Here is a 26,479-nt window from a genome sequence, read left to right on the forward strand (position 1 = left end):
AAGTTTCACTTGTAAATGATATAGTAACGGGGTGGCCAATAGGTCACCCCGTTTTTTATGTCTGAGTTTTTACTTCTTCTTTTTATAGGTTTTATCATCCATGAGCGACAAAAATAATAATTATGGAGTTCTGCTGGTTAACTTGGGTACGCCCGATGAGCCGACACCAGCAGGGGTTAGGCGTTTTTTAGGTGAGTTTCTTTACGATAAACGAGTGGTGGCTTTATCTCGTTGGTTATGGACACCTATTTTATTTGGGGCGATTTTACCCATTCGCTCTCCAAAGGTAGCGAAACTTTATCAATCGATTTGGATGGAAGAAGGCTCTCCTTTAATGGTGTATTCCAAGCGCCAAGTGAGTAAACTGAAGAACATACTTTCAGTGCCTGTTGAATTAGGGATGACGTATGGCACTCCGACGATCCGCTCAGGGGTTGATGCTCTAGAGGCTCAGGGGTGTAAAAAAATCGTTATTTTACCTCTATACCCACAGTATTCGGGGACAACAACAGCCGCAGTTTTTGATCGATTCGCCAAAGACCTGAAATTGAGTTCAGTGATCCCTGAATTTTCATTTATTCGAGATTATTATGATCACCCTAGTTATATTAAAGCGTTAGCTGCGTCAGTAAGGCAGTATTGGGAAGAAAATGGCAAAGGTGAGTATTTGCTGTGTTCTTACCATGGAATACCTAAGCGTTTGGCGGATCAAGGCGACATTTATCCGCAACACTGTGAGAAAACCACAGAGTTACTGGCTAAAGAGCTCGGATTAGATGAATCAAAAATTGGAATGAGTTATCAGTCTCGTTTTGGTCGGGAAGAGTGGTTGAAGCCCTACACGGATGAAACACTAGAAGGCTTACCAAAACAAGGGATCAAAAACTTAGATATCATCAGTCCTGCTTTTTCGGTTGATTGTTTGGAAACGTTGGAAGAGATCTCTGAGGAGTGTAAAGAGTTATATTTAGAGGCGGGTGGTGAGCAATACCAGTTTATCCCATGTCTTAATGATAACGATGAGCATATTGAGATGATGGCCCAATTAGTGAAAGGGCATTTACCTTCCGTATAGCTACTGTTGGGATTTAAAAAAGCCGAGTCATAAAGAGCTCGGCTTTTTTATGAAGCTAACTTTACTGAATTAAGCCGTTTGTGCCTGTGTTGGTTGTTGAGGCTCAGGCTTAGATTGCCCTTCAGCACCATGCATCCAATAGATTAATTTATTGGCACATAGAAGTAAGATAACACCAGCAATAGAAGCGGTGATGGCGATGCCGCCGAAGATAGCCAGAGCACCATAATTACCCACGTGTGCGCCAATGTAGCCAGCAACATAGTTTGCAATAGCATTAAAGCCGAACCATGCTCCCATCATTAAAGACGCTAAACGAAGCGGCGCTAGTTTGGTGATCATTGATAGGCCAATTGGCGATAGACATAGTTCTCCTAGAGTGTGAAAGAAGAAAGCGGCGATTAACCAAAACATAGAGGTTTTAACGGTCACATCTCCACCTTGTTCCATCACTGCGCCAACCATGAACACAAAACCGATGGCTAGGAAGAATAAAGCTAAAGCAAACTTCACTGGAGAACTTGGCTCTCTTGGCCCCATTTTTACCCAAATAGCAGCAATGACAGGGGCTAGGGTAATAATGAAAAATGGGTTTAATGACTGGAACCATGCAGCAGGGACTTCAAAGTTGCCGATCATACGATCAGTGTATTGCTGAGAGTATAAATTCATTAAACCGCCAGCTTGTTCAAAGCCAGCCCAAAAGATGATCACAAACAGTCCCATGATCATGATAACGCGCATGCGATCGACTTCTTCACGAGTCAGTGGAGCGTTGTTTTTGGATGAAGTGAGTTTTTTGGCACGCTGTGCTGCTGGAACTTTACCAATATCGCCTAGTAACTTTTCTGCAAAGAGAAATTGCATGCAAAGGCTCAGTAGCATACCAACACCTGCTGCGACAAACCCTGCTTTCCAGCCCATATCTTCGGTAATAAGGCCTGCTATGACACCAGCCATGAGTGCGCCAATGTTAATGCCCATATAGAAAATAGTGAAAGCGCCATCACGACGATTATCCCCTTCCGTGTAGAGATCACCGACCATAGTTGAAATATTTGGTTTGAATAAGCCGTTACCAATAATGAGTAAGGCTAGGCCAAGATAAAATACAATCTCTGGGCTTAGAGAAGTGAATCCATTAGGAAGCGCGAGGGTAAATTGACCAATTGCCATGAAGAGGCCACCAATCAGAATGGATTTTCGTTGGCCTAAATAGTTATCGGCAAGCCAGCCACCGATCAGCGGTGTAATGTACACAAAACCAGTATAGATTCCATAGAGTTTCAAGGCTTCTTCAGTGGTCCAGCCCATTCCTCCGTTGATGGTTTGATCTGTGAGGTAAAGGACCAGAATTGCTCTCATTGCATAATAGGAGAAGCGTTCCCAAAGCTCTGTTCCAAATAATAGAAACAGCCCTTTTGGGTGCCCTAATAGTGTGTTATTAATATTTTGCATATTATTCTCTGTATTTATAGCTATATTCTTATATTTAAAGCTGAATTATTTATACTATCTGGTTTTATATTCCGCAAATGTTAAATATTTCGATATTATTTTTTAACAATGTAAGGTGTTGAAAAATAAGGAATTGATATATCTTCATTTGATTGCTGAATATTCTTTAATTTTAGAGTTTGAATTGATGTCACAGGTTGTGGTATTGTTTATTTCTAATTTAACAGTGTTTTATTTTTGTTTTTTCCTTTTGTGTGGAATAGTGTGAATGAGAAATGGCTTTGTTCATGTTTTTTACAATTTAACGCGCAAGGCTGATATGGTGATTGAATAGTCATTTAACACTGTGCTTATTTTTATCAGTTCACTAAGCTGATAGGATGGAAGAGACAATAAGAGTTGGCTTAGGGTAGAAGTATGAAGCGTTGGTATTTGTTGTATTGCAAGCGCAGTGAGCAGCAACGAGCGGTAACTCATTTGGAACGTCAGGGAGTTGAGTGTTATTTCCCTGAGATCGACATTGAGAAAATGTCCCGAGGAAAAAGAACCAAAGCAAAAGAGCCTCTGTTCCCATGTTATGTGTTTGTCCGTTTTGACTATGAAGTTGGACCAACATTTACCACAATTCGTTCTACTCGCGGTGTCAGTGATTTTGTGCGTTTAGGTCCACATCCGAAAGAGTTAGAAGGCGATCTTATTTATTCGCTAAAAACTCTTTCAGGCGATGACGTCACTGAGTGCGCTGAAAGCCTTCCAGAGCCAGGGCAGAAAGTCGCGATTAAAGAAGGCCCATTTGTAGGGGTAGAAGCGATTTATCAAGAGCCAGATGGTGAGAAGCGTTCAATTTTACTGATTCAGTTGATCGGGAAAACAGTCAAGAAAGTAGTAGAGAATAAAGATCTAGAGTTTTAACGTATTACTCTTTTCTAAAAAATAAAGGCACCTTAGTAGGTGCCTTTGTGTTTTGAATTGAATGAAAATTAATCGTAAGCTTCGTTGTGTACTGCCTGAACTGCACGGCCTGATGGGTCTACGCAGTTTTGGAAAGACTCATCCCATTCAATGGCTTTAGCAGAAGAACAAGCAACAGAAGGGCCGCCCGGTACGCATTTTGCGGCGTCTTCTAGTGGGAATAGTTCCTCAAAGATTTCTCGGTATACGTAACCTTCTTTTGTTGTTGGGGTGTTGTATGGGAAACGATACTGCGCCGTTTCCATCTGCTGATCCGTTACTTTGGCTTCAGCTGTCTCTTTTAATGTATCAATCCAGTTGTAGCCTACACCATCTGAGAACTGCTCTTTTTGACGCCATGCAATAGATTCTGGTAGATAATGTTCGAAACACTCACGAAGGATGTGTTTTTCCATTTTTCCGTTACCACACATCTTATCTTGTGGGTTTAGTCGCATGGCTACATCAATAAACTCTTTGTCTAGGAATGGTACTCGGCCTTCGACGCCCCATGCCGCAAGAGATTTGTTAGCACGAGCGCAATCAAACATATTTAGAGCAAGGAGCTTACGTACTGTTTCTTCATGGAACTCTTTAGCATTTGGTGCTTTGTGGAAGTATAAGTAACCACCAAAAATTTCATCGGCACCTTCACCAGACAATACCATTTTTATGCCCATTGCTTTGATTTTGCGGGCAAGAAGGAACATTGGCGTAGAAGCGCGGATTGTCGTGACATCATACGTTTCAATGTGATAAATCACATCACGAATAGCGTCTAACCCTTCTTGAATGGTATAGGTCATTTCATGGTGGACTGTGCCAAGTTTATCGGCAACATCGCGTGCCGCTACTAGATCGGGAGCACCTTCTAAACCAATGGCAAATGAGTGTAATTGTGGCCACCAAGCTTCTGATTTTTCGTCATCTTCAATACGCATTGCAGCAAAACGTTTTGCAACGGCAGAGGTAATAGATGAATCTAGGCCACCAGACAGTAATACACCGTAAGGAACGTCGGTCATGAGTTGTCGTTTAACGGCGTCTTCAAGGGCTTGGGTTAAATCTTCTTTGCTTGTTAGGTTGTCTTTAACTGTGTTGTATTCCATCCAGTCTCGTACGTAATAACGTGTCGGCTCTGCTTGTTTGCTCGAATAAAAGTGGCCAGGAGGGAATTCACTGATGGTTTTACAAACCGGTACTAAGGCTTTCATTTCTGAGGCTACGTAGTAGTTACCGTGTTCGTCGTAGCCGTGGTAAAGAGGAATAATACCAATATGATCTCGACCGACTAAAAATTCATCGTTTTCCTCATCATATAGGGCAAAGGCAAAGATACCGTTGAGATCTTCAAGTAACGCGGAGCCTTTTTCACGGTATAGCGCTAAGATAACTTCACAATCAGAATCTGTTTGGAATTCATAGTTAGATGACAGATCTGCTTCTAGATCTTTATGGTTGTAGATCTCACCATTTACGGCTAGTACGTGCTTTTTATCTTTGCTATAGAGAGGTTGAGCACCGCTGTTTAGACCCACAATAGCTAAACGTTCATGAGCGAGAATCGCTTTATCTGATGAATAAATACCAGACCAATCTGGACCACGGTGGCGCAGTCTTTTAGACATTTCTAGTGCTACAGTTCTTAGTGGTTTTGGATCACTTTTTATATCTAGAATGCCAAATATTGAACACATAATTCCCTCTCTAATCTTTCCATAAACGTATTTGTAATGTGATGTAAATCAATTTGCCATTGTCGCTAAAAAAAGCAACCCATTAATACAAAATAAATTACAAATAGGTACTAGGTGTGGATTTTTTTTAATAAAAGGTAGGTTTTGTTGTTATTTATCTATGTGTGGTTCAAATAACATACAAAAAAGGTGGCCTGAGCCACCTTTTAAATAGAAAGTGAATTAGAATTTAGGTTTCAATTTATCGCATACATGGCGTGCAAACCCGCTGCCTGCCTCGTTATAAATATTAAATGCAGCATCCACACCTTGTTCGCGCAATATTTCAAGTTGATCACTATATGCAGCAATGGCGGCAACTTGACCTTGATAGTTTCTTGATTGTAATTGTTCTAAAGCAAATTGGTTTCCTTGGTGGTGAGGCATAGCAAGTAGAACTAGTTTTACTTTACCTGTATCTAAAATGCGCTCCCAAAAATCGGGGTCGGTGGCATCACCAGTAATGACATTCCGCCCTTCATTACGGTGTTCTTCTGCGGCTTCAGAGCGAAGCTCAATACCTAAAATAATATCGCCATAGCGTTGGCGTAACTCATCATATGCACCACTACCAATGCGGCCCATACCTAGGATGAGTATTTGTGCTTCTCCCGGGTTAATTAATCGATCTTTAGTGTGAAGATCTTCAGGTGCTTGTTCTTTTAACCATGCTGCTGATTGTTGGTAGATTTGATGGCCAAAGCGGTTTAATGGGGCGGCGATCAGGAAAGAGAGTGAGACAGCAATAGCAATTGACACTAATAAATCACCTGGTAGCCAACCCATTTTAAATGCTAACCCACCAACGATTAAGCCGAATTCGCTGTAATTGAATAGAGATAAGCTGGTCAGAAGTGAGGTACGAATTCGGAAATTAAACTTATTGATGATGATGAAATATAAAGCGCCTTTAATCGGCAACAAGAGGATTAAGACAATAGCCATCATTAACCCAGACAATGTTGGCTGCTCTGATAAACCAATGTTTAAGAAAAAGCAGACTAAGAAGAGTTCTTTTAGATTAAACAGAGATTTTGAGAGTTCTGAGGATTTTTTATGACCAGCGAGCAACATACCTAAGATTAGCGCGCCTAGATCAGGTTTCATTCCAACCAGTTCAAATAGGCCTGCACCTGCAACCAAAGCCAAGAATATACCGTATAAAACTAACATTTCACCATGGCCTGCCCAATCTAGAACCTTATAGAAGATAGGGCGAAGAAGTGGCAGAGCAAATAGGGCAAAGGCGGTTATTTCAGGGATTTTTCCAGTTGATGCAGTTAAAAAGATAACAGCAAAGATGTCTTGCATTACCAGAATACCAATAGCAAGCGTGCCATAGGTTGCGTTCATTTCGCCTTTTTCTTGGAGAGCTTTTACTGCAAACACAGTACTAGAGAATGAGAGAGCAAAGCTGAGTAGGACTAATTGGCCTAAATCCAATCCTTCTAGCATGCCAATACCAAGTGTTTTAAGCCCAAGTAGCGCAATCGTAAAAAAGGCGGTAGAAAGCAGGTTGTGAGCTGTAGCACCAAACCAAATTTCTTTGGCAAGTAGGGTCTTTATATCCAGCTTTAGGCCAATAGTGAACAGGAGTAATGTGACGCCCAAATCTGCGAGTAGTTGTAATGAATCATTGGATTGATAGCCCATGGCATGTAAGCCAAATCCAGCAAGCAAAAAGCCCACTAGGGGAGGGAGGTTACATTTGAGTGCAATAAAGCCCGCTATGAAGGCGGTGATGATGAGCATCAATTCCATAGAGCATTACGTCCTTACTAAGGCATGTTATTTAAATAGTGATAGATACAAGAACGGGCTGCACTTATTGAAGTGCAGCCCGCTGTATATTGTAACGTATTTTAGCGGCTAATTATTCTTCTAATAATTTTTGTAACAAAACACCGTTAAGCATGGCACGTTTGATCATTGCAAAGGCTCCCATCGTTGGCTGTTGATAAAGTTCTGAAGCAACAATAGGGAGATTGTTATGGAATGTTTTGAGTGATTGGTTTTCAATACAACGGCGAATTGCGTGAAATAGGATCTCTTGAGCTAGTGTAACATCACCTGCGATAACAATTTTTTGTGGGTTAAATAAGTTAATGGTCATGGCAATGGCTTTACCTAACTGGTTACCTACTCGCAGTAAAGTTTGGGTTGCGAGTTCATCACCATTGTTTGCGGCTTCACAAATAGCGGCCATTGTGACACTTTCTACGTTTGCCAGTGAAGTGGGGTAGCCTTGTGAGATTAAGTTGTTTACACGCGTGATAATGGCTGGGTTTGACGCTACCGTTTCTAGGCAACCAAAATTACCGCATTGGCATTTGTCACCAATAGGGTCAATTTGAACATGGCCGATTTCACCGACATTGCGGTTATAGCCTAAAAAGACTTGTCCGTTAACAATAATGCCTGCGCCAGTACCTCGATGGACACTGACTAGGATAGAATCTTTGCAATCACGACTGGCGCCAAAGTAATGTTCTGCTAGTGCCATACCTCGAACATCATTGCCGACAAAACATTCAACACCAAAGTTGTCTCGAATAGCATCAGAAAGAGCCAGTTTGTCGATGTCAGTGTTTGGCATGTATTCAACGACCCCTGTTTCAGGGTTGACAAGGCCAGGGAGGGTAATGCCAAAAGCAATAAGTTCTTTTAATTTGGCTTGGTTAGCGGCTAAGAATTGTCGGATATGTGCAATGATACCATCAAGTAATTGTTGCTGATTTTGATAGATAAACGGTTGGTATTCGCTTGCGAGTTCTTTACCGCTTAAATCGTATAGGCTCGTTTGAATGTAATCTCTGCCCAAACGAATAGCGATAGAGTGGAATGGATCAGTTTCTGTGGTTAAGGAGATGGCGCGTCGGCCTCCCGTAGAGGCTTGTTGCGCGACCTCTTTAATCAGGCCGCGCTCTAAGAGTTGGCGGGTAATTTTGGTAACGCTTGCTGGAGCTAGCTGGCTAACATCCGCAACTTGTATCCGTGATATCGGACCTTGCAAGTCAATAAGTCGGTATACAGCAGCACTATTTAGCTGCTTTACTAGATCTACATTACCAATTTGTCCGCCAGTCATAGTTAATTTTGCTCGTATTGTCCGTTAACAACAGTCGCTCGAACATTGAAGTCTCGGTCAAAGATAGCTAGGTTTGCAACCATGCCTTTTTTGATTAGGCCTAGTTTGTTATCTACACCAATAGCGCGTGCAGGGTATAACGTAGCCATACGTAGAGCTTCGTCCAAAGCGATTCCAACGTGCTCAACAGTATTTTGAACTGCCTCGATCATTGTGAGTGCTGAGCCGCCTAGTGTGCCATTTTCATCAACACACTTGCCATCTCGGTAATATACTTTCTTACCAACAAAAATAAAGTAATCCATGTCAGCACCTGCTGGAGCTGTGGCATCGGTCACTAATACGAGCTTTTCACCCTTGATTTTGTGAGCAATTCTGATGTTTGCGTAGTCAACATGAAAGCCATCTGCAATGATGCCAGCGTAAACTTCAGGAGTATCGTAAATAGCACCAACCACGCCTGGCTCGCGGCCTACCATTGGGGTCATGGCATTGAAGAGGTGTGTCGCGAAACTGATGCCAGCTTCAAACCCTTTACGTGCTTCTTTGTACGTAGCGTTAGTGTGGCCAATTGCTACAACCACACCTGCTTTATTCAAGCGTTCAATGTGCTCTGGGTCGTTTTGTTCTGGCGCTAACGTTACTTTGGTAACCAGATCTTTATTTTCACAGATCAAATCGATCATCGAGTCATCCGATGGGCGGATGTAATCGACGCTGTGAATGCCTTTTTTCATGACATTTAGGTATGGACCTTCAAGGTGTAGACCTAGAGATTGGTTTTCATACTTAGCGTGGTATTCACGAGCCGCCTCAATAGACTGGCGCATGTTTTCATCTGAAGACGTGATTAATGTTGGTAAGAAGCTTGTACAACCGGATTTTAGGTTGGCTTCGTGCATGATTTGCATTGTCTCAGCGGTGATTTCATCGTTTAGCATCACGCCACCACAGCCATTTAGCTGCAGGTCAATAAAACCAGGGCTTAGGTTTGCACCATCAAGGTTACGTATTTCAATACCAGTTGGCAGCTCAGATTCCGGGCAAATTGAGTGGATTGTCACGCCATCAATGATGACGGCGTGATTTTCCAGCACATCGCTACCGGTATAAATTTTACAGTTGGTCAGCGCGTACATCGTAGGAAGATTCCTTAATTATAGGTTTTTAATGTTTTCAGCTTCTAGCTCTTGGAAGTACTTCACGGTCTTCACTTTTAATTCTTGTGTCGCTGGTTCATCACAAACGATTACTGATTTTGGATGCAGCTGTAGAGCAGAAACAGTCCATAGGTGATTTACAGAACCTTCAACAGCAGCTTCAAGAGCAAGTGCTTTGTTGTGGCCTGTAATTAGGATCATGATTTCTTCAGAGTCAAGTAGAGTGCCTACGCCGATTGTTAGTGCGTATTTTGGCACTTGGTTCATGTCGCCATCAAAGAAACGAGAGTTCGCGATACGAGTATCTTCTGTCAGAGTTTTGATACGAGTGCGAGAAGATAGGGAGGATGCAGGCTCATTAAATGCGATGTGGCCATCGTTGCCTACGCCACCCATGAATAAATTGATTTTGCCGTAAGATTTGATTTTGTCTTCGTAACGTTGGCATTCCGCTGCATGATCGACAGTATTTCCGTCCAGAAGGTTGATGTTTTCTGCTGGAATATCAATGTGGTTGAAGAAGTTTTCATGCATGAAAGTGCGGTAAGATTCAGGGTGATCTGAAGGGATACCAATGTACTCATCCATGTTAAAAGTCACTACGTGTTTGAAGCTTACTTCGCCAGCTTTATAAAGCTCGATAAGACGCTTGTATGTGTTTAGCGGAGTACCACCAGTAGGTAGGCCAAGAACGAATGGGCGATCCGCAGTTGGCTTGAATTCATTGATGCGGTTAACGATATGACGCGCCGACCACAAACCTACTTCGTTAGCTTTATTAAGTGGAATCAGTCTCACAGTACACCTCTGTATAATTATCAAAATCTATGTGAATTTTATCGCTACGCGACCATTTTTTCGAATGATAAAATAAGTTTTATGATCTAGCTAGCAAAATAGTTCAAATATCATCCTATCGGGTGATTATGATCACAAATGATAAGGTTTTAATTTGCGGGGCGAAATTAATTACATAAACTGAGCTGGACTAAATCGAGTAGCGAAAAAAGTTACTTAGACAGAAAGATTCTAAGAAATCCTATAGGGGGAACATACTGGTGAATATTCTTGGATATGCGCAAAAATTAGGTAAAGCATTAATGCTTCCTATCGCAACATTACCTGTTGCGGCGCTTTTACTACGCTTAGGTCAAGGTGACCTATTAGACATTCCATTCATGGCTCAGGCTGGTGGTGCTATCTTCGGTCAGCTACCACTGCTATTTGGCCTAGGTATCGCAATCGGTCTTGCTAAAGACGGTTCTGGTGCAGCCGGTCTTGCTGGTGCAGTAGCTTATTTCGTACTTGATGCAACCGCGAAAACAATCAATGCTGACGTTAATATGTCATTCTTTGGTGGTATTATCGCTGGTATTATTGCTGGTCACTCTTACAACCGTTTCCACGCAACTCGTCTTCCTGAGTGGTTAGCGTTCTTCGCTGGTAAACGCCTAGTACCGATTATGTCTGGTATTTTTGCTCTAGTCGCGGGTGCGGTAGCTGGCGTTGTATGGCCATCAATCCAATCTGGTCTTGATGCATTTGCTCACGCAGTATCTAACTCTGGCGCAATTGGTCAGTTTGTTTATGGTACTCTTAACCGTGGCCTTATCCCTGTTGGTCTTCACCACGTATTGAACTCTTACTTCTGGTTCGGCATGGGTACTTGTCAGGTAATCAATGTTGAAGCTATCGCAGTTCTAAACGGCGCGACACAGCTTTGTGTTGACCCTACTCTTGCGAAAACGCTTGTTGCTGGTCAAGCTCATACTTTTGAGTTCGCTAACTCTGTTAACCCTGAAATTACGACAGTTGTTAAAGAAGTTACTGAAACAGTTAAGTCTGGTGACCTACACCGCTTCTTCGGTGGTGACAAAGGTGCAGGCGTATTCATGAACGGCTTCTTCCCTGTAATGATGTTCGGTCTACCAGGTGCTGCTCTTGCTATGTACCTTGCAGCTCCTGCAAACAAACGCGCTCAAGTTGGTGGTGCATTATTCTCAGTTGCATTCTGTTCTTTCCTAACAGGTATTACAGAGCCACTAGAGTTCATGTTCGTGTTCCTTGCTCCTGCTCTATACGCAATGCATGCAGTATTTACTGGTCTGTCTCTAGTTGTTGCTAACATGTTTGGTACTCTACATGGCTTCGGTTTCTCTGCAGGTCTTATCGACTTTGTATTGAACTGGGGTCTAGCGACTAAGCCACTAACTCTACTTCTAATCGGTCTAGCTTTCGGTGCTCTATACTTCTTCACATTCAGCTTCGCAATCCGCGCTTTCAACCTGAAGTCGCCTGGTCGTGAAGATGACGATGAAGCTGCTGGTGACGCAAATGCAGAAAGTGGTGACCTAGCTCGCCAATACCTAAAAGCACTTGGTGGTCACGGTAACCTAACAACAATCGACGCTTGTATTACTCGTCTACGTCTAACGCTGAAAGACCGCTCTGTTGCAAACGAAGCTGTTCTTAAGAAGTTAGGTGCTAAAGGTGTTGTTAAACTAGGTGAAAATAACCTACAGGTTATCCTTGGTCCTCTAGCTGAAATCATTGCGGGTGAAATGAAAAACATCCCTGCATCAGATGACCTTTCAGATGTGAATCTTCCAAAGTAATTTGATTACTTAAGGCATCAGAATAGAAACCGCTCCTTCAAGGGGCGGTTTTTTTTTGTTCATATAAAAAACTATTTGATTCTACTGGTTGAGTCTATGGTCATAATCGTGGATCATGTAAAGTTATCATTCTTGACAATACTAAAATGTATGAGGTGCTATTGATGAGTGAGTCTGAGGCTCGTCCGTCCAACTTTATCCGTCAGATCATAGATAAAGATCTTGCTGATGGTAAACATACCAGCGTGCACACCCGTTTTCCGCCAGAGCCGAATGGTTACTTGCATATCGGTCACGCTAAATCTATCTGCCTAAACTTTGGTATTGCTCAGGACTATCAGGGGCAGTGTAATCTTCGTTTTGATGATACTAACCCAGAAAAAGAAGACATTGAGTACGTAGAATCTATTAAGAACGATGTTAGCTGGTTAGGTTTTGAGTGGAGTGGTGATATTCATTACTCTTCTAACTACTTCGACAAGTTACATGGCTTTGCTATAGAGCTGATTTCTAAAGGTTTAGCGTATGTTGAAGAGCTAAGTCCTGAGCAGATCCGTGAATATCGTGGCACACTTACTGAGGCGGGTAAACACAGCCCGTATCGTGAGCGTAGCGTAGAAGAGAACCTTGAATTATTCGCTAAAATGAAAAATGGCGAATTTGAAGAGGGAACGGCTTGTTTGCGTGCCAAGATCGACATGGCTTCACCGTTTATGGTGCTGCGTGATCCTGTTTTATATCGTGTACGTTTTGCCCATCACCATCAAACGGGTGATAAGTGGTGTATATACCCAATGTACGATTTTACACACTGTATTTCAGATGCCTTAGAGGGAATCACTCACTCTATTTGTACTCTTGAATTCCAGGATAATCGTCGCTTATACGATTGGGTTTTAGATAATATTACGATTGATTGTCAGCCGCGTCAGTATGAATTTAGTCGTTTAAACCTTGAATATACGGTGATGTCTAAGCGTAAGCTTAACCAATTGGTAACTGAGAACTTAGTTAACGGTTGGGATGACCCTCGTATGCCAACTATCTCTGGTTTACGCCGTCGTGGTTTTACTTCTGCGTCTATTCGTGAGTTTTGTAAGCGTATTGGTGTAACTAAGCAAGAAAATACCATTGAGATGGGCTCGCTAGAATCATGTATTCGTGATGACCTTAATGACAATGCACCACGTGCAATGGCTGTACTTGATCCAATCAAAGTAGTGATTGAAAACTTTGACGGTGAAACAGAAACACTGAGCGTTAAGAATCACCCAAATAAACCAGAGATGGGTGAACGTGATGTTCCATTCTCGCGTGAACTTTGGATTGAGCGTGAAGATTTCCGTGAAGAAGCAAATAAGAAGTACAAGCGTCTTGTTCTTGGTAAAGAAGTTCGACTGCGTGGCGCGTATGTAATTAAAGCTGAACGTGTAGAAAAAGATGAAGAAGGTAACATCACGACTATTTTCTGTAGTTATGATGCAGAAACATTAGGTAAGAACCCTGCTGATGGCCGTAAGGTCAAAGGTGTAATTCACTGGGTGTCTGCTGAAAAAGGTGTGCCTGCTGAAATCCGTTTATACGATCGTTTATTTACGGTAGCTAACCCGGGTGCTGCTGATGATTTCTCGGCAACGTTAAACCCTGAATCACTCACTGTGGTTCGTGGTGTGGTAGAGCCAAGTCTACAAGAAGCAAAAGCCGAGGTGGGGTATCAGTTTGAGCGTACAGGCTACTTCTGTGCTGATAATAAAGATTCGTCCGCTGAGTCACTAGTATTTAACCGTACTGTTGGACTTCGTGATACATGGGCAAAAATTGGTGATTAAATAAATTGGCCGCTAATTAATGGGCCTGTTTATTTGGATGTAAAAAAACCAGCGTAATTGCTGGTTTTTTATTATTAGTTTAAATATTAGCTTTTTAGAACATGAGCTTGTTTATTACTTTCACAATCTTCAGTAATACAGTGTCCGTATAAATATAAGCTGTGGTTAGTTAGTCGAACATTATAGTTCTCAGCTACAATTTTTTGGCGTTCTTCGATGATGTCATCAGAAAACTCAATTACTTTGCCACAATCAAGACACACTAAGTGATCATGATGATGTTGTGTGGCCAGTTCAAAGACTGATTTACCACCTTCGAAGTGATGGCGAGTTACAATGCCTGCATCGTCAAATTGGTTTAAGACACGGTAAACGGTCGCAAGGCCAATTTCCTCACCGATATCAATCAGTTTTTTATACAGATCTTCTGCACTAATATGTTGGCAATCTGGGTGTTGTAAAATCTCAAGTATTTTTAAGCGAGGTAACGTTACTTTTAGTCCAGCTTGCTTTAGCGCCTGATTGTTATCTGACATTAGGTATTCCTGTTTGGCTATCCGCACCGCATAAGTGCGGCAGTCTGCATGTATTATTTTATTATAAGTTACCAATAGCAAACAATAAACCTTGAAATCAAAATGGTTATTAAAAAGTAAGTGTTGTTAAAATGTTAACTTATTGTGTTATATTAAGGTCTGACCAGTTTGCAAGGAGGCAGTGTGTTTAATAAATTCTATACGCCAAAGATCGTCAAAATGGCACTTAATCTATGGCCACCATTTTGGGGAGCAGGCATCGCAATTACCGAGATTGGTCCTAATTTTACTTATGTAAATGTGAGGCTTAAATTGCGTTGGTGGAATAAAAATGCAAACAGGACTCAATATGGCGGCAGTATTTTTTCAATGACTGATCCTATTTATGCCTTAATGCTAATGGGAATTTTAGGGAAAGAATATTACGTTTGGGATAAGCAGGCTGGGATTAACTTTATCAAACCTGGCAGTTCTGAATTAACAGCACGGTTTTGTCTTTCGGAAGAGACTATCGAATCAATTTATCGGGAAACTGAATCTGGTGAGAAGTACTTTCCAGAGTTTGTTACAGCTATTGTAGATACAAATGGGGAAGTGGTCGCGGAAGTGAAACGTACTTTATATATTAGAAAGAAACCAAAGTTTCGTGAGGCTGTTGTTTCTCAAGTTTGAATCATTTAGTAACAAAAACGCACCGAAGCAAAGTTAATATTTTGCTTTCGGTGCGCTTTTGTATGATGAAATGGATTAGTCTTCTAATTCAGCTAAGCACATTTCTTCATGGATTTGATTTACCCACGTAGTTACACGTTGATCAGTTAGCTCTGGCTGACGATCTTCATCAATACATAGGCCAACAAAGTTTGCATCGTCTACAAGTGCTTTTGATGCTTCAAACTCATAGCTTTCAGTTGGCCAGTGACCAACGATAGTACCGCCTTTTGCTTCAACGATATCGCGTACATTACCCATCGCATCACAGAAATATTCAGCGTAATCTTCTTGGTCACCACAACCAAAGATTGCAACTAGCTTAGTTGAGAAGTCTATACCTTCAAGCTCAGGGAAGAAGTCATCCCAGTCACATTGTGCTTCGCCGTAGTACCATGTTGGAATACCAATCAGCAGAAGATCGAAGTTATCGATGTCTTCTTTACTACTTTTTGCAATGTCTTGAACATGAACTAGTTTTTTACCTAGTTGTTTTTGAATCATCTTTGCGACTGCTTCAGTATTACCTGTGTCGCTGCCAAAGAAGAGTCCTACGCTCGCCATATGAAGATTACCTGTATATTAGTTCGTACTGTGACGTACGGTGTCAAATTGTCTAGGGCAAAGCCCACATCTACAATAATTAAATACTCGATAATAAAGGCTATCTGCCACTATTATGCTCTAATTGTATGGGGTTTATCCAATCCCTGCGCCTTCCCAGCTTAATTGAATTAAGCCTTTTGTGATAAAGCCTGCGCATCCTAAGAACAAGACAAGCCAAACAATACGTTGGCCGAAAATAGGGACGTTTCCTTGTTTTAAAACATCTTTTATCGCCATACCAATAAAGAAGAAGACAGAAGCAAATAACAGATCGAGGCCTATCGACTCTATCAATGCGAAATTTTCATACAGCATGGCGGTTCCTGAACTTAGTGGTTAATGGTCGGGCACTATAACATAGGTTTCAGGCTAAAGTTAATGTGCAGCTGTAACTAAGAAGCGTTCAATCACACGGTTAACGGCTTCCGGTTTTTCTGCATGTAGCCAATGGCCTGTATTGGCTACCATATGTGCTTTTGCATTCGGAAATTGTTTCATGATGGCTTCTTTATGATCAGCTTGGATGTAATCTGAATTCTGGCCTTTTACAAACAGGGTTGGCCCAAGGTATGGGGGGCATTCTTTCCAACCTGTAATTTGTTCGTATTGTGCTATTAATCCAGCGACATTAAAGCGCCATTCTAGCGTTTGTTCATTTTTAAACAGTGATTTACTTAAAAATTGTCTAACCCCGGGTTCTTGTATGTGCTGAGCCATGAGTGTGTCCGCATCGGAACGTTTCTCTGGTTGGCCTTGAATTACGGCATTCAAACCCGCAAATACATTATCATGACGTCGAACAAGGTATGGTACGGGTGCCATGTCTAAAATAGCAAGCTGAGTGATACGCTCAGGGTAAAGGGCTGCTAAGGTCATGGCGACTTTTCCTCCCATGGAATGACCCACAACTGAAAACTGCTGTATATTCAGGTGTTCCATTACGTGGAAAATATCGTTTGCCATTAGCTCGTAGCTGATTTCTTCTGAATGAAAAGAACGGCCATGGTTGCGTAAGTCAACACTAATGACATGGTGATCTTTTTCTAAATGGCGTGCGAGCAGACCAAGGTTATCTAAACTGCCAAATAAACCATGGATTAATAGGACAGTAGAGCCATTGCCCTGTTGCTTGAAGTTTAAAAGCACTGACTTTTCTCTTGCTTGTTATTGGTTTGACGTAGAGTATAACGAGATATCACGGTATAATCGTGTGCAGATTGACAAAATAGAAGAAAATGAACGATACGATGAAGACTATTGAGGTAGACGAAGAGCTATATTTATATATTGCTAGTCAAACCCAGCATATCGGTGAAAGTGCATCTGACATTTTACGCCGCTTACTAATGGAACCAACCACCCAAGAACCTAAAAAAGCAGCTATTTTACCGCCTGTAGTAAATTCACAAACTCCAGAGCCTAAAGGTATTGTTGTAAGTAAAGATGCGGGCATGGAGATCCAGTTAGATCGAGTAAAAGAGGTTCGCTCATTACTGATTTCGGATGAATTTGCAGCGCAAGATAAAGCGATTGGTCGTTTTATGACTGTATTATCGTCTCTTTATCGTATTGATCCTCAGGGCTTTTCTGAGGCAACAGCACTAAAAGGTCGTACTCGAGTGTATTTTGCAAATGACGCAGATACCTTACTTGCAAGTGGTAAAACGACCAAACCTAAAGCGATTCCTAATACGCCATTTTGGGTGATCACAAATACGAATACTGGTCGCAAACGTCAAATGATCGATCAACTAATGATAAAAATGGGTTTTAACTCAGACTTGATCGAGAAGGTTTGCGGCGCAATTTAACTTGGCATCGCGCCTCTTTTTACAAGGACACGTTAATGGCTAGTCATCCTCGCGCTGGGCAAAAGGCTCAGCAAGAAGATTTATACAATATCCCTTCTCTTGTTGCTAACTACTTCCAGGTTCAGCCTAGTGCAAGTAATGTTGAACATAAGGTGTTGTTCGGTACTTCTGGGCACCGTGGTAGTGCAGATAAAAGCACATTTAATCAGCATCATATTTGGGCAATTGCACAGGCTGTTGCTGAAGTTCGTGCTCAGCATGGTGTAAAAGGTCCTTTATTTTTAGGTAAAGATACTCACGCACTGTCTGAGCCAGCTTTCAGTTCAACCATTGAAGTGCTAGTTGCTAATGGTGTTGAAGTTATCATCCAACAAGACCAAGGCTATACGCCGACTCCGGGTATTTCTCACGCTATTCTTTGTCATAATCGAACAAGTGAAGCGAAAGCTGATGGCATTGTGATTACACCATCGCATAATCCACCTCAAGATGGCGGTATTAAATATAACCCGACTCATGGTGGGCCTGCCGAAGCGGAATTAACTCAAGCGATTGAAGATCGTGCTAATGAATTAATTGTGAATCATTTAGTTGATGTGAAACGTGTCTCGATTACAGAAGCACTAGCCAGTGATTTTGTTAAAGAGGTCGATTTAGTTAAGCCATATGTTGATGATCTAGTGAATGTCATTGATATGGAAGCGATTCAAAAAGCTAATTTGAAGCTCGGTGTTGATCCGCTCGGTGGTTCAGGGATTGAATACTGGCGTCAAATAGCTTCACGGTACGAATTAAATTTAACACTTGTGAATGAAGCCGTTGATCCTTCTTTCCAATTCATGTCGTTAGATAAAGACGGTGTAGTCCGTATGGATTGTTCATCTCCTTATGCGATGGCAGGTCTTCTTGCTTTAAAAGATGACTATGATTTAGCATTTGGTAATGATCCAGACTATGATCGACATGGTATCGTGACTCCTGCGGGCTTAATGAACCCAAACCATTTCTTAGCGGTATGTATTGATTACCTTTACCGCCATCGCCCTGACTGGAACGAATCTGTTGCTGTGGGTAAAACTCTGGTATCAAGTGCGTTAATTGATAAAGTTGTTGCTGATTTAGGTCGAGAACTGTGTGAAGTTCCAGTTGGCTTCAAATGGTTTGTTGATGGCCTATATAGTGGTGAGCTGGGCTTTGGGGGCGAAGAGAGTGCCGGGGCTTCTTTTTTACGTAAAGATGGCACACCTTGGTCAACAGATAAAGATGGTATTTTACTGTGTTTGTTAGCCGCTGAAATTACGGCTGTAACGGGAATGAACCCACAAGAGTACTATGAAAAATTAGCCACTCAGCATGGCGCTTCTCAGTATAATCGCTTACAAGCAGTGGCGAACTCTGAGCAGAAAAATATTCTTAAAAAGCTTTCACCAGAGATGGTTGCGGCAGATACATTAGCAGGTGATGCAATCACTGCGCGCCTGACACATGCTTCAGGCAATGGTGCTGCTATCGGTGGGTTGAAAGTTACTACAGAGAATGGCTGGTTTGCGGCTCGTCCTTCTGGTACTGAAGATATTTACAAAATTTACTGTGAGAGCTTTAAAGGTTCAGAGCACTTAAAAGCGATAGAACAAGAAGCACAAGAAATTGTAAGTAAAGTTTTTTTAGATGCAGGTCTGTAATTTTGTAAAATGTTGATAAGAGGCTGTGGGAAACTACAGCCTTTTTTGTTTATTCCCTCATTTATCACTATGTGATGTTTTGTGTATTACACATTTCCTCCCAATTATTTGGCACGATAAACCAAAAGTGCCCATGTTCGCTTTGCGCATGCACACTTCTTTCAATTGTTCCTATGCCGCTTTTAGGGGAAACATCAAGATGTTCTGTTTTCTCTAGATCTCCATTTAACCACTGTGCTCTTTCCAAGAGATAAAGTGGCTCAGTAATTAAGTGGGCTTGATTAGCAAAGCACCAAGAACCTAGTTCAAGTGCTGGGTTCAACTGATGATTCATGCAATGTGTCGGTACAGAGTCTTCTTCAAAAGGGTTGAGATACAGCCGTCCTTGCATGATCAGCCTAGGTAAAATGGACTGTGGATCTATTGGAAACTTGTCTTTAAACGCTGGGTGCTTCGTTAGTTTTAGCTGATGGTTAAGCATTCGACTTAGTTTTATATCTAAGCGGTCATTTCCATTAGGACCATGCCATAATCCTTTGTGTAGAAGATAAAATTTTACCGCTACCTCCCAATGCTCAATTTGATTGTTGTGTGTGTCTTCAACTAAAAAGTCTAATGCACCAATAGTCTTCGTTTTATCGTTAAGTTGTATCTCTTCCGCAATAAGTTGGTATCGACTTGATTGCTGAATTAAGTGGAGCCACAACCATTGGTAATAAAACCCGATTCTATTTGGTCCAGAATAGAGGTGATCTATGTTGCTGTGCTTAAACTCTTGTATCCAATCTATTTCACAAAAGGGGAGTGGTGGTGAAAATAGTGTAGGTGTTTTAATTACCCATTTTAAATTTTGGGAGTCTTGAGTGTTGTTTGTAAATATTTTGTTATTAAATGACATCTATAACCTTACATAGAGACTTTTGGCAAACTTTAGCTAAATATGTGTATGAAAACCGAGCAGGTGTAGTATTATTACCAAATTGGCTCGTGGTTGTTTTTCTTCGGTTGAGGTTTCAGTATGTATAAAACGTTTCCTTTATATACCATCATTTTTCGTCGTATTTTAGTGGTTCTTGCAGGGGTATTGGCTTTTCCTGTTATGGCGTGTTTACAATCACGTTCTCAGTTTTATAGCTATTTGCATCGTTCATGGCATAAAACCAGTACTAAACCAGTATGGTTGAAACAGACAGAAAAAGGCTCAAAAGAGTTATTCTGAGATGTTTTTTGAATAAAGCACCAGTTACCTGTAAATGGTGCTTTAAGTCGTTATGTTATATCACTTCACTATTCCCGTTCGGACTTTGCCGCTTTATTTCTGCCTTTTTAGTTAGTGCAATTTATCTATAGTAAATGAAACCTCGCCGAATTGTGTGTTTTGAGGTAGCTTAATAGCATCACTATATACACAGTAAACACGATGAATAACTTACAATTTGAATCAATATTAAACGAGCTCCTTTCTCCCCATACAATTAAAGACTATTGCCCAAATGGCTTACAGGTTGAGGGAAAAACTGATATTCGAAAGGTGATTACAGGTGTCACTGCTTCGCAAGATTTAATTGAGCAAGCTATTGAACATAAAGCGGATGCGTTACTTGTACACCACGGATTCTTTTGGAAAGGGGAGCCTTCTGAGCTCCGAGGGATGAAATTTCGTCGCATCAAGGCATTGATAGAAAATGGCATTAATTTATATGCTTACCACTTACCTTTAGATATTCATCCTGAACTTGGCAATAATGCTCAGTTGGCTAACCTGTTGGATCTTAAGACGATAGGGGGCTTGGAACCTGGTGATAATTCAGTTGCGATGTGGGGTGAGCTCAGCTTAGCCATGCCTTCTGAGGATTTTGCGGCAATAATAGAAAAGGTGCTTAACCGAAAACCTTTACATATTACTCATTCAGGATCTAATCTTATCAAAACAGTCGGTTGGTGTACTGGTGGTGGACAAGATTATATTGATCTAGCGGCTCAAAAAGGGCTAGATGCTTTTATTTCTGGTGAAATTTCAGAAAGAACAGTGCACTCAGCACGAGAGTTAGGTATCCACTACTTTAGTGCAGGGCACCATGCAACGGAGAGGTATGGTGTAAAAGCACTGGGTGAGTGGTTAGCTAAAGAGCATAATCTTGATGTGACTTTTATCGATATAGATAATCCAGTTTAGTGTGATTTCAATAAAAAAGCCGCGTTATGCGGCTTTTTTAGTTTTAGTTGTTTATTTCTTATTCACGATCGTGAAGAGGTTTAAAATCGCGTTGTTGCTTACCAGTGTATAGCTGACGAGGGCGACCAATACGGTTTAGTGGATCACTGTGCATTTCGCTCCAATGTGCAATCCAGCCAACAGTACGAGACATCGCGAAAATAACGGTAAACATAGAAATAGGGATACCAATCGCTTTTAGAATAATACCTGAGTAGAAATCCACGTTCGGGTAGAGCTTCTTCTCAACAAAGTATTCATCAGAAAGGGCAATACGTTCTAGCTCCATTGCTACATCAAGAAGTGGATCTTGAATGTTCAGCTCTTCTAGAACTTCATGGCATGCTTCACGCATTACCGTAGCGCGAGGATCGTAGTTTTTGTAAACACGGTGACCAAAGCCCATTAGACGGAATGGATCATCTTTGTCCTTGGCTTTCGCTACGTATTCAGGAATGTTGTCTACTGAACCAATTTCTTCAAGCATACGTAGACATGCTTCGTTTGCACCACCGTGAGCTGGGCCCCAAAGTGAAGCAATACCCGCAGCGATACATGCAAATGGGTTCGCGCCAGAAGAGCCAGCTAGACGTACCGTAGATGTTGATGCATTTTGCTCATGGTCAGCGTGCAGAGTAAAGATTTTGTCCATTGCACGAGCGACCACAGGGTTTACATTATATTCTTCACATGGGTTTGCAAACATCATGTGTAAGAAGTTTTCTGCGTAGCTTAGATCATTTCTTGGGTAGATAAATGGTTGACCAATCGAATACTTATAACACATTGCCGAAAGGGTCGGCATTTTCGATAGCAAACGGAATGCTGCAATTTCACGGTGGCTATCATTATTGACATCTAAAGAGTCATGATAGAAAGCGGCAAGAGCGCCCACTACACCACACATTACGGCCATTGGGTGAGCATCACGACGGAAGCCGTGGAAGAAGCTCGCAATTTGCTCGTGCACCATGGTGTGACGAGTTACCGTTGTTTTAAAAGATTCGTATTGTTCACGAGTTGGGGTTTCGCCATACAACAAAATGTAGCAAACTTCTAAGTAGTCTGCGTTGTTGGCTAATTGGTCGATAGGGAAGCCTCGGTGTAGTAGAACACCTTTTTCGCCATCAATAAAAGTGATTTGAGATTCACAAGAAGCTGTGGCAAGAAAACCCGGATCAAAAGTAAAGTAGCCATTTGCTCCAAGTTTACGAACATCAATGACTTCCGGCCCAATTGTGCCGCCAATGATCGGGAACTCAATTGGTGCTTTACCTTCAACATGAAGGGTTGCTTTCTTATCCGCCATAACATTCTCCTTTGTTTATTATTATCCTAATCCCGGATACTAGAGTTGCCAACGTTGTACCCATGATAGGCACTATTGTCAATTTTAGTGCGTTTTTGTGTGCACTTGTTAGGGTTTTTAATGAAAGAAAAGTTAAAAGTCTGTTCTGTGTTCTAGATTGTGTTACTGCAATTGTAATTGTATGTTACGCGGCGTATACTTTTGACGGGTCTCTGGACATGTCCCTATGTTTATAAGGGCTTGGAACAAATATCTAACTCGTATTTGGTAGAGAATGTTACTGCTTATCACAGTCTTCGATTAGTAGGATAAATGGTAAAAGTTAAAGTAATGTTAAAATCCAGCCCGAAATGGGAATTTCAGAGAGTTCAATAACAATAATAGGCTCAATGGAGCTGAGTGAGCAATCCGTGAACGTTAAAAAGCCAAGACCTGTTAATCTGGACCTACAGACGATTCGCTTTCCTATGGCAGCGATATCATCGATCTTACACCGTATCTCAGGTGTTATTACTTTTGTGTCGGTCGGCATCCTTTTATGGTTGTTAGGCCTATCACTATCCTCTCCTGAAGGGTATGCCCAAGCTGTCGATATTGTCGACGGTTTTTTTGTGACATTTATCCTATGGGGAGTTCTAACTGCCCTTGCTTACCATATCTGTGGTGGTATTCGCCATTTGCTGATGGATTTAGGCTATTTTGAAGAGCTTGAATCAGGTCAACAAAGCGCGAAAGTAACCTTTATCGCTACAGCAGTTCTTTCTCTTCTTGCAGGAGTTTTAGTATGGTAAACAATGTTTCCTCTTTTGGTCGCAATGGCGTACATGATTTTATCTTGCTACGCGCAACTGCGATTATTCTTACGCTTTACACCCTTTACATGGTCGGCTACTTCGCCTTTGGCGCAGAGCTAACTTACCAGCTATGGACTGAGTTTTTTAGCCAGACATCAACCAAAGTATTTACCATGCTGGCACTGATCTCTGTTCTCATCCATGCCTGGATTGGTCTGTGGCAAGTGTTAACTGATTACATTAAGCCTGCGGGTCTTCGTGGCTTACTTCAGTTTGGTGTTGTTGCCGCTCTTTTATCATACTTTTTCTCTGGCCTATTTATTTTGTGGGGTGCGTAAGTGAGCATTGCAGTTCGAGAGTTCGATGCCGTCGTTATCGGTGCAGGTGGTGCGGGCATGCGCGCCGCATTACAAATTTCTGAGCAAGGTCTATCGTGTGCTTTGCTTTCTAAAGTGTTTCCAACTCGTTCACACACAGTGTCTGCTCAAGGTGGTATTACGGTTGCGTTAGGTAACGCACATGATGATCACTGGGAACAGCATATGTACGACACAGTGAAAGGTTCTGATTATATTGGTGATCAGAACGCCATTGAGTATATGTGTAAAACGGGTCCTGAGTCTGTTATCGAACTTGAAAGAATGGGATTACCATTTTCTCGTTTTGATAATGGTAAAATTTATCAGCGCCCATTTGGTGGTCAGTCTAAGAATTTTGGTGGTGAGCAGGCTGCTCGTACTGCAGCAGCGGCTGACCGTACCGGACATGCACTTCTTCATACCCTTTATCAGCAAAATATTAAGCACAAAACCACCATCTTTTCTGAATGGTATGCCCTTGATTTAGTGAAAAACCAGGATGGTGCGATTTTAGGTTGTACCGCACTCTGTATGGAAACGGGTGAGATTTGTTACTTCAAATCAAAAGCTACCATTCTTGCAACTGGCGGTGCTGGTCGTATTTATGCCTCAACAACAAATGCTCATATTAATACGGGCGATGGTGTTGGTATGGCACTACGTGCTGGCGTTCCAATGCAAGACATGGAAATGTGGCAATTCCATCCTACAGGTATCGCTGGAGCCGGTGTTTTGGTGACAGAAGGCTGTCGTGGTGAAGGTGGTTACCTTCTAAATAAAGATGGTGAGCGTTTCATGGAGCGTTATGCTCCGAATGCGAAAGACTTGGCTGGACGTGATGTTGTTGCGCGTTCAATGATGGTTGAGATCCGTGAAGGTCGTGGTTGTGACGGCCCGTGGGGACCACATATCAAGTTAAAACTTGATCATTTAGGTAAGGAAGTTCTTGAATCTCGCTTGCCAGGTGTATGTGAATTATCTCGTACCTTTGCTCATGTAGATCCAGTGAAAGAACCAATTCCAGTTATTCCTACTTGTCACTACATGATGGGTGGTGTGCCGACTCAAGTTTCAGGCCAAGCGATTAAGCAAAATAGTGCAGGTCATGACGAAGAGATCCAAGGCTTGTTTGCTTGTGGTGAGATTGCTTCTGTATCTGTACATGGTGCGAACCGTCTAGGCGGTAATTCACTACTTGACTTAGTGGTATTTGGTCGTGCGACTGGCTTACATCTAGGTGAGACATTAGCAGCTCAAACGGAGGCTCGCCCTGCTTCTGAATCTGACATTGAGGCTTCACTTGAGCGTGTTAATCGTTGGAATAACACACAAACAGGTGAAGATCCTGTACAGATCAGAAAAGATCTACAAAGCTGTATGCAGAACAATTTCTCGGTATTCCGTGAAGGTGAAGCAATGGCGAAAGGTCTAGATGAGCTTAAAGTCATCCGTGAACGCTTAAAAGAAGCTCGCTTAGACGATAATTCATCAGAATTTAATACGCAACGTATTGAGTGTTTAGAGCTTGATAACTTAATGGAAACGGCGTTTGCTACGGCTGTTGCGGCTAACTACCGTACAGAAAGTCGCGGTGCTCATGCTCGATTCGACTTCCCTGAACGCGATGATGAGAATTGGTTATGCCATTCTATTTACACCCCTGAGACTGAAGAAATGTCTAAGCGTGATGTAAATATGGAACCAACTCATCGTGATGCTTTCCCACCGAAAGCTCGTACATACTAGGGGGAAGAAGAAAAATGAAACTATCATTTTCGATTTATCGTTATAACCCAGACGTAGATAACGCTCCTCACATGAAAGAGTACACGTTAGAGGTAGAAGAAGGCTCAGATATGATGGTGCTGGATGCACTAATCCTATTAAAAGAGCAAGACTCTACGCTGTCATTCCGTCGTTCATGTCGTGAAGGTGTCTGTGGTTCTGATGGCCTAAATATGAACGGCAAAAATGGTTTAGCGTGTATTACACCTTTGTCTGATTTAACAGATCAGGCACAGATTGTTATTCGCCCTCTACCAGGCTTACCTGTGATTCGTGATTTGATCGTGGATATGGCTCAGTTCTATGAAAATTACGAGCGCGTGAAGCCGTATTTAGTTAACGATGCTGCTGTACCACCGTCTCGTGAAAACCTTCAGTCACCTGATGAGCGTGTTCATCTTGATGGTCTGTATGAATGTATTATGTGTGCATGCTGTACAACATCATGCCCATCTTTCTGGTGGAACCCAGATAAATTCATCGGACCAGCAGGCTTACTGGCTGCGTATCGTTGGTTAATTGATAGCCGAGATACTGCAACAGAGGAACGATTATCTGATCTAGACGACGCTTTTAGTGTTTTCCGTTGTCATGGCATCATGAATTGTGTAAGTGTTTGTCCTAAGGGACTAAACCCAACAAAAGCAATTGGACATATTAAATCTATGCTGCTGAAACGAGCAGTGTAAATTATTAATATTGTCAATATATATCCGGCTCTTCGGAGCCGGCAGAAGTCCGGCAGAAGACCGGTACAAA

25 protein-coding genes are annotated in these 26,479 nt (G+C 41.9%); 13 read left to right on the forward strand and 12 right to left on the reverse strand.

Annotated features, from left to right (window positions below):
- Positions 1-100: 100 nt before the first annotated feature.
- Positions 101-1,075 (forward strand): ferrochelatase, encoded by a 975-nt coding sequence (gene hemH, locus MHO82_RS02715; protein ID WP_239182316.1) that lies wholly within the window; start codon positions 101-103, stop codon positions 1,073-1,075.
- 69 nt (positions 1,076-1,144) lie between these two features.
- Here the strand turns inward: hemH and MHO82_RS02720 are convergent, their stop codons facing one another.
- Positions 1,145-2,533, reverse strand: coding sequence for a peptide MFS transporter (locus MHO82_RS02720; protein WP_239182317.1), 1,389 nt, complete (start codon positions 2,531-2,533; stop codon positions 1,145-1,147).
- 417 nt (positions 2,534-2,950) lie between these two features.
- Here MHO82_RS02720 and rfaH point away from each other — a divergent pair, with 417 nt between their 5' ends.
- Positions 2,951-3,445 carry a transcription/translation regulatory transformer protein RfaH gene (gene rfaH, locus MHO82_RS02725; protein WP_239182318.1) on the forward strand — a complete coding sequence of 165 codons (495 nt, stop codon included), beginning with the start codon at positions 2,951-2,953 and terminating at the stop codon, positions 3,443-3,445.
- A gap of 68 nt (positions 3,446-3,513) precedes the next feature.
- Here rfaH and asnB read toward each other — a convergent pair whose 3' ends face one another.
- The 5 genes from asnB to nagB all read right to left on the reverse strand — a co-directional run bounded on the left by asnB (position 3,514) and on the right by nagB (position 10,266).
- Positions 3,514-5,181: an asparagine synthase B gene (gene asnB, locus MHO82_RS02730; protein WP_239182319.1), complete on the reverse strand. Its 1,668-nt coding sequence runs from the start codon at positions 5,179-5,181 to the stop codon at positions 3,514-3,516.
- Between the two features lie 222 nt (positions 5,182-5,403).
- Positions 5,404-6,981 (reverse strand): cation:proton antiporter family protein, encoded by a 1,578-nt coding sequence (locus MHO82_RS02735; RefSeq protein ID WP_239182320.1) that lies wholly within the window; start codon positions 6,979-6,981, stop codon positions 5,404-5,406.
- A 112-nt stretch (positions 6,982-7,093) separates the two neighbouring features.
- Complete coding sequence (locus tag MHO82_RS02740) at positions 7,094-8,308, reverse strand: ROK family protein (RefSeq protein WP_239182321.1); 1,215 nt, start codon at positions 8,306-8,308, stop codon at positions 7,094-7,096.
- Positions 8,309-8,310: 2 nt separating this feature from the next.
- Positions 8,311-9,447, reverse strand: a complete 1,137-nt coding sequence (nagA, locus tag MHO82_RS02745; protein WP_239182322.1) for an N-acetylglucosamine-6-phosphate deacetylase — start codon at positions 9,445-9,447, stop codon at positions 8,311-8,313.
- Between the two features lie 18 nt (positions 9,448-9,465).
- Positions 9,466-10,266, reverse strand: a complete 801-nt coding sequence (gene nagB, locus MHO82_RS02750) for a glucosamine-6-phosphate deaminase (protein ID WP_239182323.1) — start codon at positions 10,264-10,266, stop codon at positions 9,466-9,468.
- A 260-nt stretch (positions 10,267-10,526) separates the two neighbouring features.
- Here nagB and nagE point away from each other — a divergent pair, with 260 nt between their 5' ends.
- Positions 10,527-12,083 carry an N-acetylglucosamine-specific PTS transporter subunit IIBC gene (gene nagE, locus MHO82_RS02755; protein WP_239182324.1) on the forward strand — a complete coding sequence of 519 codons (1,557 nt, stop codon included), beginning with the start codon at positions 10,527-10,529 and terminating at the stop codon, positions 12,081-12,083.
- A gap of 164 nt (positions 12,084-12,247) precedes the next feature.
- The gene (gene glnS / locus MHO82_RS02760; protein ID WP_239182325.1) at positions 12,248-13,912 is read left to right on the forward strand and encodes a glutamine--tRNA ligase; all 1,665 of its coding nucleotides are present in this window, start codon (positions 12,248-12,250) and stop codon (positions 13,910-13,912) included.
- 86 nt (positions 13,913-13,998) lie between these two features.
- Here the strand turns inward: glnS and fur are convergent, their stop codons facing one another.
- A complete protein-coding gene (gene fur / locus MHO82_RS02765; protein ID WP_239182326.1) occupies positions 13,999-14,448 on the reverse strand; it encodes a ferric iron uptake transcriptional regulator in 450 nt (149 codons plus the stop codon).
- A 219-nt stretch (positions 14,449-14,667) separates the two neighbouring features.
- Here fur and MHO82_RS02770 point away from each other — a divergent pair, with 219 nt between their 5' ends.
- On the forward strand, positions 14,668-15,120 hold the full coding sequence (locus tag MHO82_RS02770) for a DUF4442 domain-containing protein (RefSeq protein ID WP_239182690.1): 453 nt from the start codon (positions 14,668-14,670) through the stop codon (positions 15,118-15,120).
- 75 nt (positions 15,121-15,195) lie between these two features.
- On the opposite strand, the gene fldA is transcribed toward MHO82_RS02770, so the two are convergent.
- The 3 genes from fldA to MHO82_RS02785 all read right to left on the reverse strand — a co-directional run bounded on the left by fldA (position 15,196) and on the right by MHO82_RS02785 (position 16,911).
- Positions 15,196-15,723, reverse strand: coding sequence for a flavodoxin FldA (fldA, locus tag MHO82_RS02775; protein ID WP_239182327.1), 528 nt, complete (start codon positions 15,721-15,723; stop codon positions 15,196-15,198).
- Positions 15,724-15,858: 135 nt separating this feature from the next.
- Entirely contained in the window at positions 15,859-16,080 is a 222-nt protein-coding gene (locus MHO82_RS02780; protein ID WP_239182328.1) for a DUF2788 domain-containing protein, read from the reverse strand.
- A 60-nt stretch (positions 16,081-16,140) separates the two neighbouring features.
- Positions 16,141-16,911, reverse strand: a complete 771-nt coding sequence (locus tag MHO82_RS02785) for an alpha/beta fold hydrolase (protein WP_239182329.1) — start codon at positions 16,909-16,911, stop codon at positions 16,141-16,143.
- Between the two features lie 101 nt (positions 16,912-17,012).
- On the opposite strand from MHO82_RS02785, the gene seqA reads away from it, so the two are divergent.
- On the forward strand, positions 17,013-17,576 hold the full coding sequence (gene seqA / locus MHO82_RS02790; protein ID WP_239182330.1) for a replication initiation negative regulator SeqA: 564 nt from the start codon (positions 17,013-17,015) through the stop codon (positions 17,574-17,576).
- Between the two features lie 35 nt (positions 17,577-17,611).
- Positions 17,612-19,258, forward strand: coding sequence for a phosphoglucomutase (alpha-D-glucose-1,6-bisphosphate-dependent) (gene pgm, locus MHO82_RS02795; protein WP_239182331.1), 1,647 nt, complete (start codon positions 17,612-17,614; stop codon positions 19,256-19,258).
- A gap of 67 nt (positions 19,259-19,325) precedes the next feature.
- Here pgm and MHO82_RS02800 read toward each other — a convergent pair whose 3' ends face one another.
- Positions 19,326-20,156 (reverse strand): DUF1853 family protein, encoded by an 831-nt coding sequence (locus tag MHO82_RS02800; protein ID WP_239182332.1) that lies wholly within the window; start codon positions 20,154-20,156, stop codon positions 19,326-19,328.
- Positions 20,157-20,276: 120 nt separating this feature from the next.
- Between MHO82_RS02800 and MHO82_RS02805 the strand changes: the two genes are divergently transcribed.
- Both MHO82_RS02805 and MHO82_RS02810 read left to right on the forward strand, forming a co-directional pair.
- On the forward strand, positions 20,277-20,477 hold the full coding sequence (locus tag MHO82_RS02805; protein ID WP_239182333.1) for a DUF2517 family protein: 201 nt from the start codon (positions 20,277-20,279) through the stop codon (positions 20,475-20,477).
- Between the two features lie 201 nt (positions 20,478-20,678).
- On the forward strand, positions 20,679-21,434 hold the full coding sequence (locus tag MHO82_RS02810; RefSeq protein WP_239182334.1) for a Nif3-like dinuclear metal center hexameric protein: 756 nt from the start codon (positions 20,679-20,681) through the stop codon (positions 21,432-21,434).
- Positions 21,435-21,492: 58 nt separating this feature from the next.
- Here MHO82_RS02810 and MHO82_RS02815 read toward each other — a convergent pair whose 3' ends face one another.
- The gene (locus MHO82_RS02815; RefSeq protein ID WP_239182335.1) at positions 21,493-22,782 is read right to left on the reverse strand and encodes a citrate synthase; all 1,290 of its coding nucleotides are present in this window, start codon (positions 22,780-22,782) and stop codon (positions 21,493-21,495) included.
- A 389-nt stretch (positions 22,783-23,171) separates the two neighbouring features.
- Here MHO82_RS02815 and sdhC point away from each other — a divergent pair, with 389 nt between their 5' ends.
- From sdhC to MHO82_RS02835, 4 genes are read left to right on the forward strand one after another with little or no spacing between them, the layout of a single operon-like run.
- Entirely contained in the window at positions 23,172-23,573 is a 402-nt protein-coding gene (sdhC, locus tag MHO82_RS02820; RefSeq protein ID WP_239182691.1) for a succinate dehydrogenase cytochrome b556 subunit, read from the forward strand.
- On the forward strand, positions 23,567-23,914 hold the full coding sequence (gene sdhD / locus MHO82_RS02825; RefSeq protein ID WP_239182336.1) for a succinate dehydrogenase, hydrophobic membrane anchor protein: 348 nt from the start codon (positions 23,567-23,569) through the stop codon (positions 23,912-23,914). Before sdhC ends, sdhD begins: the two co-directional genes overlap by 7 nt.
- Complete coding sequence (sdhA, locus tag MHO82_RS02830) at positions 23,915-25,681, forward strand: succinate dehydrogenase flavoprotein subunit (RefSeq protein ID WP_239182337.1); 1,767 nt, start codon at positions 23,915-23,917, stop codon at positions 25,679-25,681.
- Between the two features lie 14 nt (positions 25,682-25,695).
- Positions 25,696-26,409, forward strand: coding sequence for a succinate dehydrogenase iron-sulfur subunit (locus MHO82_RS02835; protein ID WP_239182338.1), 714 nt, complete (start codon positions 25,696-25,698; stop codon positions 26,407-26,409).
- The last annotated feature ends 70 nt before the right edge of the window (positions 26,410-26,479 follow it).

This window comes from Vibrio sp. Of7-15 (genome assembly GCF_022347565.1).
Lineage (GTDB): Bacteria > Pseudomonadota > Gammaproteobacteria > Enterobacterales > Vibrionaceae > NORP241.